Raw genomic sequence first — 16,763 nt, 5'->3', positions numbered from 1 at the left:
TTGCTAGGTTTTACTCCCTCGTATCATTTCTATTTACTGTTGAAACATGTTATAATTATTTTGAACGACTATTATAGAAAGATGCAAGGAGACGAGCATGGAAGAACTTAAGAAAATCGCTGGCGTAACCGCTGCCAAATACGTTGAAGATGGAATGGTTGTTGGACTCGGTACAGGGTCAACAGCTTATTTCTTCGTGGAGGAAATTGGCCGTCGTATTAAGGAAGAAGGCCTTAGTGTTGTTGGAGTAACGACATCCAGTCAAACCACTAAACAAGCTGAAGGTTTAGGTATTCCTTTGAAGGCAGTGGATGATATTGACAGTATTGATGTTACTGTTGATGGCGCCGACGAAGTAGACCCTCAACTCAATGGGATTAAAGGTGGCGGTGGTGCCCTTCTGATGGAAAAAATCGTCGCTACACCTACGAAAGAATATATCTGGGTGGTGGATGAGTCAAAAATGGTTAATCAATTAGGTGCTTTCAAATTACCAGTTGAAGTGGTTCAATATGGTGCTGATCGTCTCTATCGTGTCTTTGAGTCGAAGGGCTATAAGCCATCATTCCGACTTACGGAGGAAGGTAATCGCTTTGTTACAGATATGAAGAACTATATCATCGATCTTGATTTAGGTAAGATTGAAAATCCAGTAACTCTTGGTGAAGAACTAAAAGCTATGACAGGTGTTGTCGATCATGGATTGTTCAATGGTATGGTTAACAAAGTCATCGTTGCAGGAAAAGACGGTGTTAAGGTCGTTGAAGTCAAGGCCTAGTCCAATTTTGATTTCCCCTCACTTTTAATGAGGAAGACTAATTAATTTTTGTCAAACTATTAAATAATATAGAAAGGCAAGAGGTAATTTCGAAAAGATTTTATCTCTTTGTGGTGTTATTATGTCCAAATTTAACCGAATGCATTTAGTCGTTCTTGATTCAGTAGGAATTGGTGCTGCTCCAGATGCCAATGACTTTGTCAATGCAGGTGTGCCAGATGGTGCTTCAGATACCCTTGGTCATATCTCTAAATCAGTAGGATTGAATGTGCCAAATATGGCTAAGCTTGGTCTAGGAAATATTCCTCGTGAAACACCTTTGAAAACAGTACCAGCAGAAAGTAACCCAACTGGTTATGCAACAAAATTGCAGGAAGTTTCTCTTGGTAAGGATACGATGACTGGTCACTGGGAAATCATGGGTCTCAATATTACTGAACCTTTTGATACCTTCTGGAACGGATTCCCAGAAGAAATTCTCACTAAAATTGAGGAATTCTCAGGTCGTAAAGTCATTCGTGAAGCTAATAAACCATACTCAGGTACAGCTGTTATTGAAGACTTTGGACCTCGTCAAATGGAAACTGGTGAATTGATTATTTACACTTCAGCTGACCCAGTTCTTCAAATTGCTGCACACGAAGACATTATTCCATTGGATGAGTTGTATCGTATTTGTGAATATGCGCGTTCAATTACCCTTGAGCGTCCAGCTCTTCTAGGGCGTATCATTGCTCGTCCTTACGTTGGTGAGCCTGGAAACTTCACTCGTACATCTAATCGTCGAGATTTGGCTGTTTCACCATTTGCACCAACTGTTTTGGATAAATTGAATGAAGCTGGTATTGATACTTATGCCGTTGGTAAAATCAATGATATTTTCAACGGAGCTGGTATTAACCACGATATGGGCCACAACAAATCAAATAGCCATGGTATTGATAATTTGATTAAAGCTATGACTTCTGAAAATTTCAAACATGGCTTCTCATTCACAAACTTGGTAGACTTCGACGCCCTTTATGGACACCGTCGTGATCCACATGGATATCGTGATTGTTTGCACGAATTTGACCAACGTTTGCCTGAAATCATTGCTGCCATGCGTGAAGATGATCTCTTGATGATTACAGCAGACCACGGAAATGATCCAACTTATGCAGGTACAGACCATACTCGTGAATATATTCCTTTCTTGGCTTATAGCCCATCATTCAAAGGAAATGGACTTATTCCAGTAGGTCATTTCTCTGACATCTCAGCAACTGTCGCTGAAAACTTTGGTGTAGATAAAGCCATGATTGGTGAAAGCTTCTTGGATAAACTTGTCTAAAATGAAGCGCTATGCATTTTTGGTTCGTGGGATAAACGTTGGTGGTCGTCACAAGGTAGTCATGGAAGAATTTTGTCATGAGTTAAAAGAACTTGGGATGTCAAATGTTTCTTCCTATATAAATAGTGGAAATTTTTTCTTCGATTCATCCTTGATGAAAGTGGAACTCCTCTTAGTTTTAGAGAGATTTCTTAATAAGACTTATCCATTTATTAAGGTGTTTTCTCTTTTTACTCTAGAAGATTACCAAAATGAAGTGGCATCTTTACCTAAGTGGTGGGAAAATGATTTCTATAGAAAAGATGTCCTCTTATATACTGAAAGACTTGATAAGAACGAAATGAGGAATGTTATTGAGTCTTTAGAGTTAGGAGATGAAATTATTCATCTTGGTCAACTTGGGATCTACTGGGGTAAATTTGATAAATCAAGCTATAACCAAACGGCTTATCATAAGAAGCTATTGAAAGCACCTTTTTATCCTTCTATAACCATTCGAAATGCAAGAACTTTTTCAAAAATTGGTCAGTTTTTAAGAATGAAATAAAATTAAGGGAGAATTAACATGTCGCTACTTGAAAAAATTAGAGTTACTCAAGCATTTTTGGAAAGTAAAGGAATTGAAAAACCTGAGTTTGGTTTAATTTTGGGTTCTGGACTTGGTGAGTTGGCTGAAGAAGTTGAAGACGCAGTTGTCATTGACTATGCGGATATTCCAAACTGGGGACAATCAACGGTTGTCGGTCATGCTGGAAAACTTGTTTATGGAACTTTGTCTGGACGTAAGGTTTTAGCTCTTCAAGGACGTTTCCATTTTTATGAAGGAAATCCGCTTGAAGTAGTTACTTTTCCTGTACGTGTTATGAAAGCTCTTGGATGCGAAGGAGTTGTTGTAACCAATGCAGCAGGTGGTATCGGCTTTGGTCCAGGCACTTTGATGGCCATCACTGACCACATCAACATGACTGGTCAAAACCCATTGATTGGTGAAAACTTGGATGATTTTGGTCCTCGTTTCCCTGATATGTCTAAATCGTATACTCCAGAATACCGTGAGACTGCACATCGAGTTGCTGACAAATTGGGCATTAAATTAGATGATGGTGTCTATATCGGTGTGACTGGTCCAACTTACGAAACTCCAGCTGAAATTCGTGCTTATAAGACTCTTGGTGCAGATGCTGTTGGGATGTCAACTGTCCCTGAAGTCATTGTTGCAGCACATTCTGGTTTGAAAGTTCTTGGTATTTCATGTATTACCAACTTTGCGGCTGGTTTCCAAGAAGAACTCAATCACGAAGAAGTTGTGGAAGTGACAGAACGTGTTAAAGGGGATTTCAAAGGCTTGCTGAAAGCTATTTTGGCTGAACTTTAAAAAGGAATAATTGATGTCAAACTTAATGAATAATCCATTATTTCGTATCATTCGTGGAGTTTTTATAATTGCTTTCCTGACCATGGTTTGGTTGGTTATATTTTCTGCTATAGATACAAGTGGTAGTGAGATAGATTATGAACCATTTCAAGGAGCATCTATCGTATTTGCAGTTTTAAGCTATATCATAATAGTGTTTCTATTTCAATACCATAAAGTTGTTAACTTAAAAGAGTCAATTAAATCATCATACAGTGCAATTGAAATTAAAGAGCAGTATGTGGAAAAATTGATTGTACAACTGCGAGAGCTGACTGATAAGATTGTAGACCATGAGTTAAAAATGTCTGTTAGAAAAAATGTTTCAGAATTGTTAGAGGAAAAAAAGTCTGTCAACAATTTGACTAACGATGAAAACAAAGCTAATCATTCAGAATCTAAGCGGAAGTCTTACGGTGAGTCTGGCAATTTTTCTAAACATGAATACTCTACTAAACTAGAGGAAACGAAGAATAAAATTATAGAGGAAATCGAAAGAGATACAAATATTACAGCTGATCAAAGTATAAAGGATTTGATTGCTGAGATTAAAGAGTCAGAAGTACTTGTTGCTAATCAAAAATTACACTACAATGAAATGGTGTCGCAATATAATAAAACAATTTACAGTTTGCCACTTGCTTTGTTAAGAACAACTTTAGGTCATTCAGAGATAAACTACTTATAACATAGAACAAAATCATTAAGACTAGAATATAGTTAAAAAGGTCAAAGAATGAAAGCTAGTTTTAGTTTTTCTAATTCAGCACGAGATTGCCTTACTATGAAATAAAAACAAAGAAGGGATTGACCCTACTCAAAAGGCAGTAGGAAAAGTTGGTTAAAGCAATTTTAGCCATACTCTAATATATGGGTAATAAAGAGAGAAAGAGTTTGACTTGGCTCCCCAAGTCGATTAGGTTAAGTTTGGCTGTTTTGACAACCGGAATAGCTTCTGGTCTGATTGGTATTCTTTGCCACTATCTTTTAGATTTTATAAAATTTCTTGCTTTTGGTAACGATACGTCAGATCTCTTGTTACAATTTAACTCTATAAGTGCTTATCGACGCTTCGTAGTTATAGTGGTAGCTGGTGTCTTAGCTAGTATCTTTTGGTATTTCCTTCAGCGACGAGTGTCTATTCTTTCAATTAATAAAGCTAAGCAACTCGTTGGCAAGAAGAGTCCAAATTTTCTTGGCCAAAGTCTACATGCTTTGGTTCAAGTAGCAATCGTTGGAGTAGGTGCTTCGGTAGGCAAGGAAGCAGCTCCACGAGAATTAGGTGCCTTATGTGCTGGCAGTTTATCAAAAAAACTGGGTTTAGAAATTCCTGAAAGACAACTCATGATTGCATGTGGTGCAGGAGCAGGTTTAGCTGCGGTTTACCAAGTTCCCTTTGCCAGTACACTGTTTGTTTTGGAAACTTTGGGAGTTGCTTGGAAACTGAAAAACATTGGTATCATTCTTGTGACAACCTATTTGTCAGCTTATTGTGCTCGTCCAATTGTTGGTGGGAAAGCTATATATTTAGTTGATAAAGTAAGCTTACATCCTACTAGTTTGATACAGATTCTTGTTTTGACGCTGTTTGTAACTCCGCTTGCTCTTATATTTAAAGTTTTAGCTAAAAAGGCGAGTAAAAGTCGTACAACAGATAAACATATTCTCTGGACCATGCCCGTCTCTTTTATAATATTAGGTGGTATTGTAGCTTTCTATCCTATAATCATGGGAAATGGTCAGGTTCTAGCACAATGGATGTTCTCTGGAGGAACTTCGGAATACCTTCCGATTTTGCTAGTAATCAAAGGGCTTATTGTGTGCTTGTTGCTATGGTCAGGTACTTATGGAGGGACACTGACGCCTTCGTTTACTTTAGGTGTCGGATTTGGTTTCTTATTAACAAGGTGTCTTGAGACTTTTGGTTTATCCCTAAATCCTAATCTAGGAATGTTACTTGGTGCAACCATATTTTTAGTAACAACTTTGGATGCTCCTCTGACGGGAATAGCCTTAGTTCTAGGTTTTACTGGTCAAGGAGGGCTGGTAGCAGTTCCTCTAATCTTAGCGAGTCTACTATCAAGGATAATTAATAATAAATGGAAGAAAAAACAATGAATATTCATTTTATCTTACACGAAACGTTTGAAGTTCCAGGAGCCTATTTAAAATGGGCTCAAGACCGTGGGCATAATATCACATCAACCAAGGTATATGAGGAAGAGGTCCTTCCTGAAACCGTTGAAGGTATTGATTTTCTAATTGTGATGGGTGGTCCTCAGTCACCTGATGAGGATCGTCAGACCTTTCCTTATTATGACCCAAACGCTGAGATTGCATTTATGCAAAAAGCAATTGCTGCTGATATCTATATTGTTGGTGTATGTTTGGGAGCTCAGCTTCTGTCTGTAGCCTATGGTGGTAAGTATGAGCATAGTCCAGAACGAGAAATTGGTGTGTTTCCAATAACACTTACGGATGATGGATTAGCTGATGAGCATGTCAAAGGTTTTGGCACAACTCTCAATACCGGCCACTGGCATGGTGATATGCCTGGAGTGACTGATAATGCTGTTGTTCTTGCTACTAGTCAAGGTTGTCCACGTCAAATTATTCGCTTTAGTCCTAAACACTATGCCTTCCAAGCACACCTAGAGTTTGATTACCAAGCCATTGATTTGCTAATAGCTGCGGATGGCGAAGAACACTTGCGTAAGCAAAATAAGGAGTTACCTTTTGTTCAAACACCTGAACAATTGCGTACCAACGATTATTCAGAAATGAACAAGAAGTTATATGATTTTCTTGATTCATTGACTCAAGCTTAATCCACTTTAAAAAAAGTAATTATTTATCAACTATATAATAGTAGAAAAATTATTTAAAAATAAAACTTAAGAATGGTAGATAGTGTGTTTAGGTTGCTCTTTTACCATCAAAAAAAGAAAGGACGGGTTAACTGTATTCACTAAATTGAATACGGGCGGAGAACGAAGTAAAAAGATAAACTGTCTAGCATTTATAATGCGTCGTCAGTTTCCTATTATTACTTTGTTCTCTGTCGCCTGTCCTGTATATAAAAAATGAAAGGAAGGGTAGTTCGGGTTTGAAACTGAACCCGGGCTAGAGGCTGTGTAAAAAAGATAAATCCTCCTAGATGCGAAGCATCTTTGTCGGATTTCCTATTTTTACTTTGCCTCTTTAACGCCCTTGGTATCTTATATTATGTCTATCCATATTGCTGCTAAGCAAGGTGAAATTGCTGATAAAATTCTCCTACCTGGAGATCCTTTACGTGCGAAATTCATTGCCGAGAATTTTCTCGAAGACGCTGTATGTTTCAATGAAGTTCGTAATATGTTTGGTTACACAGGAACATACAAAGGTGAACGTGTCTCAGTAATGGGAACTGGAATGGGGATGCCATCTATCTCTATCTATGCTCGTGAGCTTATAGTTGACTACGGGGTTAAAAAATTGATCCGTGTGGGAACTGCTGGTTCATTGAATGAGGATGTTCACGTTCGTGAGTTAGTTCTAGCGCAAGCGGCAGCGACAAACTCTAACATTATTCGTAACGATTGGCCACAATACGATTTCCCACAAATTGCAAGTTTCAATCTCTTAGATAAGGCGTACCACATTGCTAAAGAGCTTGGTATGACTACACATGTTGGTAATGTCTTGTCTTCTGACGTCTTCTATTCGAACTATGGTGAAAAGAACATCGAGCTTGGTAAATGGGGTGTGAAAGCTGTAGAAATGGAAGCAGCAGCACTTTACTACCTTGCAGCTCAACACCAAGTAGATGCTCTTGCCATCATGACTATTTCTGATAGTTTGGTTAATCCAGATGAGGACACAACAGCTGAGGAACGTCAAAATACTTTCACTGATATGATGAAAGTTGGTCTTGAAACACTAATTGCAGACTAGTTTGTAAAAGGACGCCATTTGGTCGTCCTTTTCTGTTGTAGCTAATATCTATTTGAAGTGACAATAGGTTAAAATTTTTCAAACTACTAGAAAAAAATAAAAATATTCGGAAGAAAGATGCTTTTAAGAAATAAGTAAATATCCGACAATTTAAAAAACAACCACTAAAAATGTGAAAAACAACTTACAAAACAATGAAAAATGATAGAAATTAAATGCTTGATATCATAATGAAAAACGGTTTCTTCTTTTTTAAAAAGAATGACAATTGAAATGAAGTTATAGTAATGTTATAATAATAATGGGAAATGTCTAATTTTAATTTATAGGAGCAATTTATATGAGTTCGCGTACGAATCGTAAGCAAAAACGTACGAGTAATAGATCGTGGGGGATGGTCAACGTTGGGTTGACCATTCTGTATGCTATTTTAGCATTGGTCTTATTATTCACCATGTTCAATTATAATTTCCTATCCTTTAGGTTTTTGAACATCATTATCACCATTGGTTTGTTGGTAGTTCTTGCTATTAGCATCTTCCTTCAGAAGACTAAGAAATCACCACTAGTGACAACGGTTGTACTGGTTATCTTCTCGCTAGTTTCTCTGGTTGGTATTTTTGGTTTTAAACAAATGATTGACATCACTAACCGTATGAATCAGACGGCAGCATTTTCTGAAGTAGAAATGAGCATCGTGGTTCCTAAGGAAAGTGACATCAAAGATGTGAGCCAGCTTACTAGCGTACAGGCACCTACTAAGGTTGATAAGAACAATATCGAGACCTTGATGTCAGCTCTCAAAAAAGATAAAAAAGTTGATGTTAAAGTTGATGATGTTGCCTCATATCAAGAAGCTTATGATAATCTTAAGTCTGGCAAATCTAAAGCTATGGTCTTGAGTGGCTCTTATGCTAGCCTATTAGAGTCTGTCGATAGTAATTATGCTTCAAATCTAAAAACAATTTATACTTATAAAATTAAAAAGAAGAATAGTAACTCTGCAAAACAAGTAGATTCAAAAGTCTTCAATATTTATATTAGTGGTATTGATACCTACGGTTCAATTTCAACAGTGTCACGTTCAGATGTCAATATCATTATGACAGTAAACATGAATACACATAAGATTCTCTTGACGACTACTCCACGTGATGCATACGTTAAGATTCCTGGTGGTGGGGCAGACCAGTATGATAAATTAACCCACGCAGGTATTTATGGCGTTGAAACATCTGAACAAACTCTGGAAAATCTTTATGGTATTAAGATTGATTACTATGCCCGAATTAACTTCACATCTTTCCTTAAGTTGATTGACCAACTTGGTGGTGTGACAGTCCATAATGATCAAGCTTTCACAAGTCTTCATGGGAAGTTTGATTTCCCAGTTGGAGATATCCAAATGAATTCAGAGCAAGCACTTGGATTTGTTCGTGAACGCTATAGTTTAGATGGCGGAGATAATGACCGTGGTAAAAACCAGGAGAAAGTTATTTCTGCGATTGTAAACAAGTTGGCTTCTCTAAAATCTGTATCAAACTTTACTTCAATCGTTAATAATCTCCAAGACTCTGTTCAGACAAATATGTCTTTGGATACCATTAATGCTTTGGCCAATACACAACTTGATTCAGGCTCTAAATTTACAGTAACGTCTCAAGCAGTAACTGGTACTGGTTCTACTGGTCAATTGACCTCTTATGCTATGCCAAATTCTAGTCTTTACATGATGAAACTAGATGATTCGAGTGTGGCAAGTGCCTCTCAAGCTATCAAAAATCTGATGGAGGAAAAATAAGTGATTGACGTTCACTCACATATTGTTTTTGATGTTGATGATGGTCCTAAAACTTTAGAAGAAAGTTTAGACCTCATTGGTGAAAGCTACGCCCAAGGGGTACGTAAGATTGTTTCAACATCTCACCGTCGTAAGGGAATGTTTGAGACTCCAGAGGATAAAATTTTTGCCAACTTTTCTAAGGTAAAAGCAGAAGCAGAAGCACTTTATCCAGACTTAACTATTTATTATGGTGGTGAACTTTATTACACCTCAGACATTGTGGAGAAACTTGAAAAGAATCTTATTCCGCGTATGCACAACACTCAATTTGCTTTGATTGAGTTTAGTGCTCGCACATCTTGGAAAGAAATTCATAGTGGGCTTAGTAATGTTTTGCGAGCGGGGGTAACGCCTATTGTTGCTCATATTGAGCGCTATGATGCCCTCGAAGAAAATGCTGACCGTGTTCGAGAAATCATCAACATGGGGTGCTATACTCAAGTTAATAGCTCTCATGTTCTAAAACCAAAGCTCTTTGGAGATAAAGATAAAGTAAGAAAAAAACGTGTTCGTTATTTCTTGGAGAAAAATTTGGTTCATATGGTTGCTAGTGACATGCATAATCTTGGTCCAAGACCACCATTTATGAAAGATGCTTACGCTATTATCGAAAAGACTTACGGAACGAGACGTGCTCGTAACCTTTTTATCGAAAATCCACAAACACTACTTGAAAATCAATATATATAGGAGAAACTATGACTCAGGAAAACACGAAGCGTGTTGAAATCGATGTACTTGCACTATTGCAAAAACTTTGGACTAAAAAAGTATTTATTTTATTTACAGCCTTTTATGTCGCTGTCTTTGCCTTCTTGGGAACTTACTTCCTCATTCAGCCAACATATACATCGTCTACACGTATTTATGTGGTTAATCAAGCTAATGATGGCAAAAACCTTTCTGCTCAAGATTTGCAGGCCGGTACATTTTTGACAAAAGACTACAAAGAAATTATTACATCAAACGATGTCTTGTCAGAAGTTATCAAAGATGAAAAATTGAATATGACAGAAGCAGAACTTGCTAAAATGATTTCAGTTAATATTCCTACTGATACTCGTCTTATTTCAATTTCTGTTAATGCTAAAACTGGTCAAGATGCGCAAACACTTGCCAATAAGGTTCGTGAAGTTGCTTCAGAAAAAATCAAGAACGTGACAAAAGTTGAAGATGTCACAACACTTGAAGAAGCAAAATTGCCAGAGTCACCATCTTCACCAAATATCAAACGTAATGTGCTTCTTGGAGCAGTGCTTGGAGGATTCCTTGCAGTGGTTGGTGTATTGGTACGTGAAATCCTAGATGATCGCATTCGCCGTCCAGAAGATGTGGAAGATGCCCTTGGAATGACACTTCTTGGAATTGTCCCTGATACAGATAAAATTTAAGGAGAAGAAATGCCTCTATTAAAGTTAGTAAAATCTAAAGAAAACTTTGCCAAACAAACAGAAGAGTATTACAATGCCATTCGCACAAATATTCAATTTTCTGGTGCTCAGATGAAAGTGATTGCGGTTAGCTCTGTTGAAGCTGGTGAAGGAAAATCAACGACATCTGTTAACTTGGCGATTTCATTTGCTAGTGTTGGGCTCCGAACACTTCTCATTGATGCGGATACCCGTAACTCTGTTTTGTCAGGTACATTTAAATCAAATGAGCCTTATAAAGGCCTTTCAAATTTCCTTTCTGGAAATGCTGATTTAAATGAAACGATTTGTCAAACTGATATTTCAGGTTTGGATGTCATTGCATCTGGTCCTGTACCACCTAATCCAACAAGTCTTTTGCAAAATGACAATTTTAGACATTTGATGGAAGTTGCTCGTAGTCGTTATGATTATGTCATCATTGATACGCCACCAATTGGTTTGGTCATTGATGCTGTTATTATTGCCCATCAGGCTGATGCCAGTCTTTTGGTTACAGCAGCTGGAAAAATTAAACGTCGTTTCGTAACTAAGGCGGTCGAACAATTGGAACAAAGTGGTTCACAGTTCTTAGGAGTCGTCCTTAATAAAGTTGACATGACAGTTGATAAATATGGATCATATGGTTCTTACGGATCATATGGCGAGTATGGAAAAAAATCTGACCAAAAAGAAGGTCATTCAAGAGCACATCGTCGTAGAAAAGGATAGCATTAATGGGGATGATGCGGCTCCTTATACCTTAACAGATTAAAAAGGGGTTTAGAGTGAAAGAAAAACAAGAAATTCGTCGCATTGAAATTGGTATTATACAGTTGGTTGTGGTTGTTTTCGCAGCCATGGTAGCTAGTAAAATACCATATACAGAGATTACCCAAGGAAGCATTGTCCTTTTAGGTGTCGTACATGTAGTGTCTTACTATATCAGTAGTTATTATGAAAATCTTAAGTATAGAGGCTACTTGGATGAACTCATTGCAACTGTCAAATATTGTTTCATATTTGCTCTAATTGCAACTTTCCTCTCATTTTTTGCAGATGGAAGTTTTTCAATCTCACGTCGCGGACTTCTTTACGTCACCCTGATTTCAGGTGTTCTCTTATACGTTACAAATACTGTTCTTAAGTATTTCCGCTCATCAATTTATACACGTCGTAAAAGTAACAAGAATATTCTCTTGATTTCTGATCAGGCACGTCTTGAAAATGTTTTGTTTCGTATGAAAGACAATATGGATGGTAGGATTACAGCCGTTTGTGTCTTGGATAATCCTTATTTCACTGATCCTTTTATCAAGAGTGTTAAACCTGAAAATTTGATTGAATATGCGACACACTCAGTAGTAGACCAAGTTTTGATTAATCTGCCAAGTGAGCAGTACAAGATTTGGGATTATGCGTCACCATTTGAACTTATGGGAATCCCAGTATCCATTAATTTGAATGCCCTTGAATTTATGAGTCAGGGTGAAAAACGTATCCAACAATTGGGTCCTTTCAAAGTTGTTACGTTTTCTACGCATTTTTATAGCTATGGAGATATCTTGGCGAAACGCTTCCTCGATATCTGTGGAGCTCTAGTTGGTTTGGTGCTCTGTGGTATTGTTGGAATCTTCCTTTATCCTCTTATTCGTAAAGATGGAGGACCAGCCATTTTTGCTCAAGATCGTGTGGGAGAAAATGGACGTATCTTCAAGTTTTATAAATTCCGTTCTATGCGTGTTGATGCGGAAGAAATCAAGAAGAATTTGATGGCACAGAATCAAATGTCTGGTGGTATGTTTAAGATGGACAATGATCCACGTATTACCAAAATTGGACATTTCATTCGTAAAACGAGTCTTGATGAACTTCCACAATTTTGGAATGTTCTAAAAGGTGATATGAGCTTGGTAGGAACACGTCCACCAACATTGGATGAGTACGAATCTTATACACCGGAACAAAAACGTCGCCTCAGCTTTAAACCAGGTATTACTGGTCTTTGGCAAGTAAGCGGTCGAAGTGAAATTACTGATTTTGATGAAGTTGTAAAACTAGACGTTGCTTATATGGACGGATGGACAATCTGGCGCGATATCAAAATATTATTGAAAACAATTAAAGTAGTAGTAATGAAGGATGGAGCAAAGTGATGGCTTTCTCCATTTCTTTTAATGGTGATTAAATGACAAAAACAGTTTATATCGTTGGTTCTAAGGGAATTCCAGCAAAATATGGTGGATTTGAGACCTTTGTTGAGAAGTTGACAGAGTTCCAACAAGACAAAGATATCCAATATTATGTAGCTTGTATGCGTGAAAATTCTGCTAAATCAGGAATTACAGCAGATACTTTCGAACATAACGGTGCTAAATGCTACAATATTGACGTCCCAAATATCGGGCCTGCACGTGCCATCGCTTATGACATCGCAGCTCTTAATAAGGCCATTGAGATTGCTAAGGAAAATAATGACCAAGCACCTATTTTTTATGTTTTGGCCTGCCGAATTGGTCCATTTATCTCAGGTATTAAAAAGAAAATCAAGGCTATCGGTGGTACCCTTATGGTTAACCCGGATGGTCATGAATGGCTTCGTGCAAAGTGGAGTCTTCCAGTTCGTAAGTATTGGAAAATTTCAGAGCAACTCATGGTTAAACATGCAGATCTCTTGATTTGTGATAGTAAAAACATTGAATCTTATATTCAAAAGGATTATGCGAAGTATCGTCCTCAGACAACTTACATTGCCTATGGAACAGATACAACTAAATCTCGATTGACTAAGGTTGATGATAAGGTTCGCACATGGTATTTTGAAAAGGGTGTCATTGAAAATAATTATTACCTTGTTGTAGGACGTTTTGTGCCTGAAAACAACTATGAGGCTATGATTCGTGGATTTATGGCATCTAACTCTGACAAGGACTTTGTTCTCATTACCAATGTTGAAGAAAACAAGTTCTACGACAAGTTGCGTCAGGAAACTGGTTTTGACAAGGATCCTCGTGTGAAGTTTGTCGGGACAGTCTACGATCAAGAATTGCTCAAATACATCCGTGAGAATGCCTTCGCTTACTTCCATGGTCATGAGGTGGGTGGAACCAATCCGTCACTTCTTGAGGCTCTTGAGTCTACTAAGCTCAACCTCTTGTTGGATGTTGGCTTTAACCGTGAAGTGGGTGAAGATGGTGCTCTCTATTGGAAGAAAGACCAATTGGCAAGCGTCATTGATCAAGCTGAGCAATTGGATGGACAAGCTATCGAAGATCTCAATCAAAAATCAAGTAAACGTATTGCTGAAGCCTTTACTTGGGAAAAAATTGTTACAGACTACGAGAAAGTATTTAAAGGATAGAAATGCAGAAAATTTTATATCTTCACGCTGGTGCCGAAATGTATGGTGCTGACAAGGTTTTGTTGGAGCTTATTAAGGGGTTGGAAAAAGATGCCTTTGAAGCTCATGTCATCTTGCCTAACGATGGTGTCTTAGTGAGTGCATTGGAAAAGGTTGGGGCTAAGGTAAAAGTTATCGATTATCCAATCTTGCGCCGTAAATATTTTAATCCTAAGGGAATTCTTGAGTATTTTGGTTCTTATAATCGTTATTCAAAGCAAATTGCTAAATATGCTAAGGATAATGGCATTACTCTTATTCACAACAATACGACTGCGGTACTTGAGGGGATTTATCTCAAACGTAAGTTGAAATTACCTTTGATTTGGCATGTGCATGAAATTATCGTCAAACCAAAAGCAATTTCTGATTTCATCAACTTTTTGATGGGGCGTTATGCTGATACGATTGTGACAGTTTCAAATGCTGTAGCCAACCATGTCAAGCAGTCTCGCTTTGTAAAAAATGACCAAGTTCAAGTTATCTATAATGGTGTGGACAATGCCGTCTATCATGAAATGGATGCTAGTGCAGTCCGTGATCAGTTTGGTATCGCACAGGATGCTTTGGTTATCGGAATGGTTGGTCGAGTGAATGCATGGAAAGGTCAAGGCGACTTCTTAGAAGCTGTGACTCCAATCTTAAAGGCTAATCCAAAAGCAGTAGCCTTTCTGGCAGGGAGTGCTTTTGAGGGTGAAGAATGGCGAGTTGATGAGTTGGAGAAGGCTATATCAGACTCACCAGTAGCAGGACAGATTAAACGTATCGATTATTATAGCAAGACGACAGAGCTCTATAATATGTTTGATATCTTTGTCTTGCCAAGTACTAATCCAGATCCTCTACCTACTGTAGTTCTCGAATCAATGGCTTGTGGTAAACCTGTGATCGGCTACCGTCATGGTGGTGTCTGTGAAATGGTTAAAGAAGGCGAAAATGGCCTTCTTGCCACACCAAATCAGCCTGCAGAATTGTCTAAAGCTATTCAAGAATTGGCTGATAATACTGAGAAGAGAGAGCAATTTGGTAAGGCTTCTGTCAAACGCCAAAAAGAACTCTTTTCATTACAAAGTTATATTCGTAATTTCTCAGAACTATATAAGAAATAAAAAGAAGTACTAAGAAGTACTAAGAAGTACTAAGAAGTACTAAGAAGTACTAATATGAATAGCGAAACACTAAAAAATAAATTAAAACCAATCGTTTATCCAATTATTAATTTTATTCCTAGACGAAGACTCAAGAATAAAAATTTCACGATTATTTGTGATAATTGTTGGGCTGGGAAAGTTTATCAGGAGTTGGGCTTGCCTTATCAAACACCATTTGTAGGGATGTTTGTCTTTTCTCCTGATTACATCAAGATGCTCAAGAATTTAAAACACTATTTGAGTGGTAATATCCCTTTGACATTTGTTCAGGAATCGAAATACATCAAAGATTTTGATAATGCTTATCCCCTGGCACTTCTTGATGATATTGAACTTCATTTCCTGCATTATGCAGATGAGGAAGAAGCAACTCAAAAATGGAATCGTCGTTTAGAAAGAATACATTGGGATAATTTGTATTTCAAGTTCAATGATAATGATGCTTGTACTTACGAGCTGATGAAAGAGTTTGAAGAACTTCCATATAAGAGTAAGGTCATCTTCTCTTCTAAGAATTATAGTGATCTACCTTCCTTGGTTCATTTCAAATCAGCAGAGAAGCAAGGACATGTTGGGATTGATTTGAAAACTTACCACCGCTATTTTAATGCTGTTACCTGGTTGAATAAGGGTGGGGAAGATTTAACATAAAATAAAAATTTAGGTGAAGAATCCATGAAACCACTTTTAACTGTTGTCATTCCAGTTTATAATGTCGAAAAGTATTTAAAACGTTGCGTAGAAAGCGTACTTGTCCAAGGGTGGCATAATTATGATATTTTACTTGTAGATGACGGAAGTACTGATAGCTCTCCTCAAATCTGTGATGATTATGCTAAAGTTTATGACTTTATCTCAGTGATTCATAAAAAAAATGGAGGGCTTTCTGAAGCTCGCAATACTGGTATTTCACATGCTAAGGGTGATTATGTTTATTTCCCTGATTCTGATGACTGGCTTGAACCACAAACATTTAAAGAATTAGCAGAGGTGTTGGAATCCCAAGAGTTTGATATCGTTTCTTTTAACCGTGAGTTTGTGAAGGGTGAAGAAGATCCTATAGTTTCAGATCCATTAGTAACTCAAGTGTTTGAAGGTAAAGATGCTTTTGTCCAAGTGCTCAAGCATAGTTATATCACAGGTTTTGCCAACGACAAAGTTTATAAAAAGTCTCTATTTATTGATAATAATATTTCTTTTCCAAAAGGAAAATATTATGAAGACTTGGGAACGAATTACAAGCTTTTTCTTTCAGCTGAGAATGTCTTTGCTACCAATCAAAAGTATTATCACTATTTAATTGATAATCCTGATTCCATTACACAGTCTTGGAATGAGCAGAAGTTTAGTGATATGTTTGAATTTTATAAAGATATTTTCTATTCTGATTTTGTTCGTTCACAATTAAATCAAGAAGAATTACAAACTTCACAGCTATATTATGTGAATGGCTTGACTCATATGTTGGCAAGTTTATATAAATCTGAATTAGATAAAAA

Annotated in this window: 17 protein-coding genes; all 17 read left to right on the top strand. The window is 37.3% G+C overall.

Annotation, left to right across the window (positions count from 1 at the left end; translation table 11 throughout):
- The first annotated feature begins 97 nt into the window (after nt 1–97).
- A complete protein-coding gene (gene rpiA / locus H7U04_RS07860; protein ID WP_037600550.1) occupies nt 98–778 on the top strand; it encodes a ribose-5-phosphate isomerase RpiA in 681 nt (226 codons plus the stop codon).
- Between the two features lie 121 nt (nt 779–899).
- Entirely contained in the window at nt 900–2,111 is a 1,212-nt protein-coding gene (locus H7U04_RS07855; RefSeq protein ID WP_155123988.1) for a phosphopentomutase, read from the top strand.
- A gap of 1 nt (nt 2,112) precedes the next feature.
- Complete coding sequence (locus tag H7U04_RS07850) at nt 2,113–2,658, top strand: DUF1697 domain-containing protein (protein WP_155123987.1); 546 nt, start codon at nt 2,113–2,115, stop codon at nt 2,656–2,658.
- An 18-nt stretch (nt 2,659–2,676) separates the two neighbouring features.
- The gene (locus H7U04_RS07845; protein WP_037601228.1) at nt 2,677–3,486 is read left to right on the top strand and encodes a purine-nucleoside phosphorylase; all 810 of its coding nucleotides are present in this window, start codon (nt 2,677–2,679) and stop codon (nt 3,484–3,486) included.
- Between the two features lie 13 nt (nt 3,487–3,499).
- On the top strand, nt 3,500–4,213 hold the full coding sequence (locus H7U04_RS07840; RefSeq protein WP_037597760.1) for a LemA family protein: 714 nt from the start codon (nt 3,500–3,502) through the stop codon (nt 4,211–4,213).
- 182 nt (nt 4,214–4,395) lie between these two features.
- Complete coding sequence (locus H7U04_RS07835; protein WP_201059609.1) at nt 4,396–5,643, top strand: chloride channel protein; 1,248 nt, start codon at nt 4,396–4,398, stop codon at nt 5,641–5,643.
- Nucleotides 5,640–6,353 (top strand): type 1 glutamine amidotransferase, encoded by a 714-nt coding sequence (locus H7U04_RS07830; protein ID WP_201059635.1) that lies wholly within the window; start codon nt 5,640–5,642, stop codon nt 6,351–6,353. The genes H7U04_RS07835 and H7U04_RS07830 overlap by 4 nt, the downstream gene beginning before the upstream one ends.
- Before the next feature lie 397 nt (nt 6,354–6,750).
- The gene (gene deoD / locus H7U04_RS07825; protein WP_014634439.1) at nt 6,751–7,461 is read left to right on the top strand and encodes a purine-nucleoside phosphorylase; all 711 of its coding nucleotides are present in this window, start codon (nt 6,751–6,753) and stop codon (nt 7,459–7,461) included.
- 340 nt (nt 7,462–7,801) lie between these two features.
- The gene (locus tag H7U04_RS07820; protein ID WP_201059607.1) at nt 7,802–9,262 is read left to right on the top strand and encodes an LCP family protein; all 1,461 of its coding nucleotides are present in this window, start codon (nt 7,802–7,804) and stop codon (nt 9,260–9,262) included.
- Nucleotides 9,263–9,994: a capsular polysaccharide biosynthesis protein Cps4B gene (cps4B, locus tag H7U04_RS07815; protein ID WP_048790944.1), complete on the top strand. Its 732-nt coding sequence runs from the start codon at nt 9,263–9,265 to the stop codon at nt 9,992–9,994. It begins immediately after the preceding gene.
- A gap of 8 nt (nt 9,995–10,002) precedes the next feature.
- Nucleotides 10,003–10,695 (top strand): capsular polysaccharide biosynthesis protein, encoded by a 693-nt coding sequence (locus tag H7U04_RS07810; RefSeq protein WP_048790943.1) that lies wholly within the window; start codon nt 10,003–10,005, stop codon nt 10,693–10,695.
- Between the two features lie 9 nt (nt 10,696–10,704).
- Nucleotides 10,705–11,445, top strand: a complete 741-nt coding sequence (locus tag H7U04_RS07805; protein ID WP_002890888.1) for a tyrosine-protein kinase — start codon at nt 10,705–10,707, stop codon at nt 11,443–11,445.
- 56 nt (nt 11,446–11,501) lie between these two features.
- Nucleotides 11,502–12,869: a sugar transferase gene (locus H7U04_RS07800; protein ID WP_195950578.1), complete on the top strand. Its 1,368-nt coding sequence runs from the start codon at nt 11,502–11,504 to the stop codon at nt 12,867–12,869.
- 32 nt (nt 12,870–12,901) lie between these two features.
- On the top strand, nt 12,902–14,074 hold the full coding sequence (gene cps2T / locus H7U04_RS07795; protein WP_201059605.1) for a beta 1-4 rhamnosyltransferase Cps2T: 1,173 nt from the start codon (nt 12,902–12,904) through the stop codon (nt 14,072–14,074).
- A 2-nt stretch (nt 14,075–14,076) separates the two neighbouring features.
- A complete protein-coding gene (locus tag H7U04_RS07790) occupies nt 14,077–15,222 on the top strand; it encodes a glycosyltransferase family 4 protein (RefSeq protein WP_049545870.1) in 1,146 nt (381 codons plus the stop codon).
- 54 nt (nt 15,223–15,276) lie between these two features.
- Nucleotides 15,277–15,915 carry a DUF1919 domain-containing protein gene (locus H7U04_RS07785; protein ID WP_201059603.1) on the top strand — a complete coding sequence of 213 codons (639 nt, stop codon included), beginning with the start codon at nt 15,277–15,279 and terminating at the stop codon, nt 15,913–15,915.
- Between the two features lie 24 nt (nt 15,916–15,939).
- Nucleotides 15,940–16,763: glycosyltransferase (locus H7U04_RS07780; protein WP_201059601.1), on the top strand; the 824-nt coding region annotated here is incomplete at its 3' end.

Source organism: Streptococcus sp. 22.1 (genome assembly GCF_016648645.1).
Classification (GTDB): Bacteria; Bacillota; Bacilli; order Lactobacillales; family Streptococcaceae; genus Streptococcus.
This window is presented reverse-complemented; position numbering and strand designations above follow the sequence as displayed.

Bases quoted from the DNA above. Each gene is read 5' to 3' on its own strand.
- rpiA (WP_037600550.1), top strand. From the start codon at position 98: ATGGAAGAACTTAAGAAAATCGCTGGCGTAACCGCTGCCAAATACGTT.
- H7U04_RS07855 (WP_155123988.1), top strand. From the start codon at position 900: ATGTCCAAATTTAACCGAATGCATTTAGTCGTTCTTGATTCAGTAGGA.
- H7U04_RS07850 (WP_155123987.1), top strand. From the start codon at position 2,113: ATGAAGCGCTATGCATTTTTGGTTCGTGGGATAAACGTTGGTGGTCGT.
- H7U04_RS07845 (WP_037601228.1), top strand. From the start codon at position 2,677: ATGTCGCTACTTGAAAAAATTAGAGTTACTCAAGCATTTTTGGAAAGT.
- H7U04_RS07840 (WP_037597760.1), top strand. From the start codon at position 3,500: ATGTCAAACTTAATGAATAATCCATTATTTCGTATCATTCGTGGAGTT.
- H7U04_RS07835 (WP_201059609.1), top strand. From the start codon at position 4,396: ATGGGTAATAAAGAGAGAAAGAGTTTGACTTGGCTCCCCAAGTCGATT.
- H7U04_RS07830 (WP_201059635.1), top strand. From the start codon at position 5,640: ATGAATATTCATTTTATCTTACACGAAACGTTTGAAGTTCCAGGAGCC.
- deoD (WP_014634439.1), top strand. From the start codon at position 6,751: ATGTCTATCCATATTGCTGCTAAGCAAGGTGAAATTGCTGATAAAATT.
- H7U04_RS07820 (WP_201059607.1), top strand. From the start codon at position 7,802: ATGAGTTCGCGTACGAATCGTAAGCAAAAACGTACGAGTAATAGATCG.
- H7U04_RS07810 (WP_048790943.1), top strand. From the start codon at position 10,003: ATGACTCAGGAAAACACGAAGCGTGTTGAAATCGATGTACTTGCACTA.
- H7U04_RS07805 (WP_002890888.1), top strand. From the start codon at position 10,705: ATGCCTCTATTAAAGTTAGTAAAATCTAAAGAAAACTTTGCCAAACAA.
- cps2T (WP_201059605.1), top strand. From the start codon at position 12,902: ATGACAAAAACAGTTTATATCGTTGGTTCTAAGGGAATTCCAGCAAAA.
- H7U04_RS07790 (WP_049545870.1), top strand. From the start codon at position 14,077: ATGCAGAAAATTTTATATCTTCACGCTGGTGCCGAAATGTATGGTGCT.
- H7U04_RS07785 (WP_201059603.1), top strand. From the start codon at position 15,277: ATGAATAGCGAAACACTAAAAAATAAATTAAAACCAATCGTTTATCCA.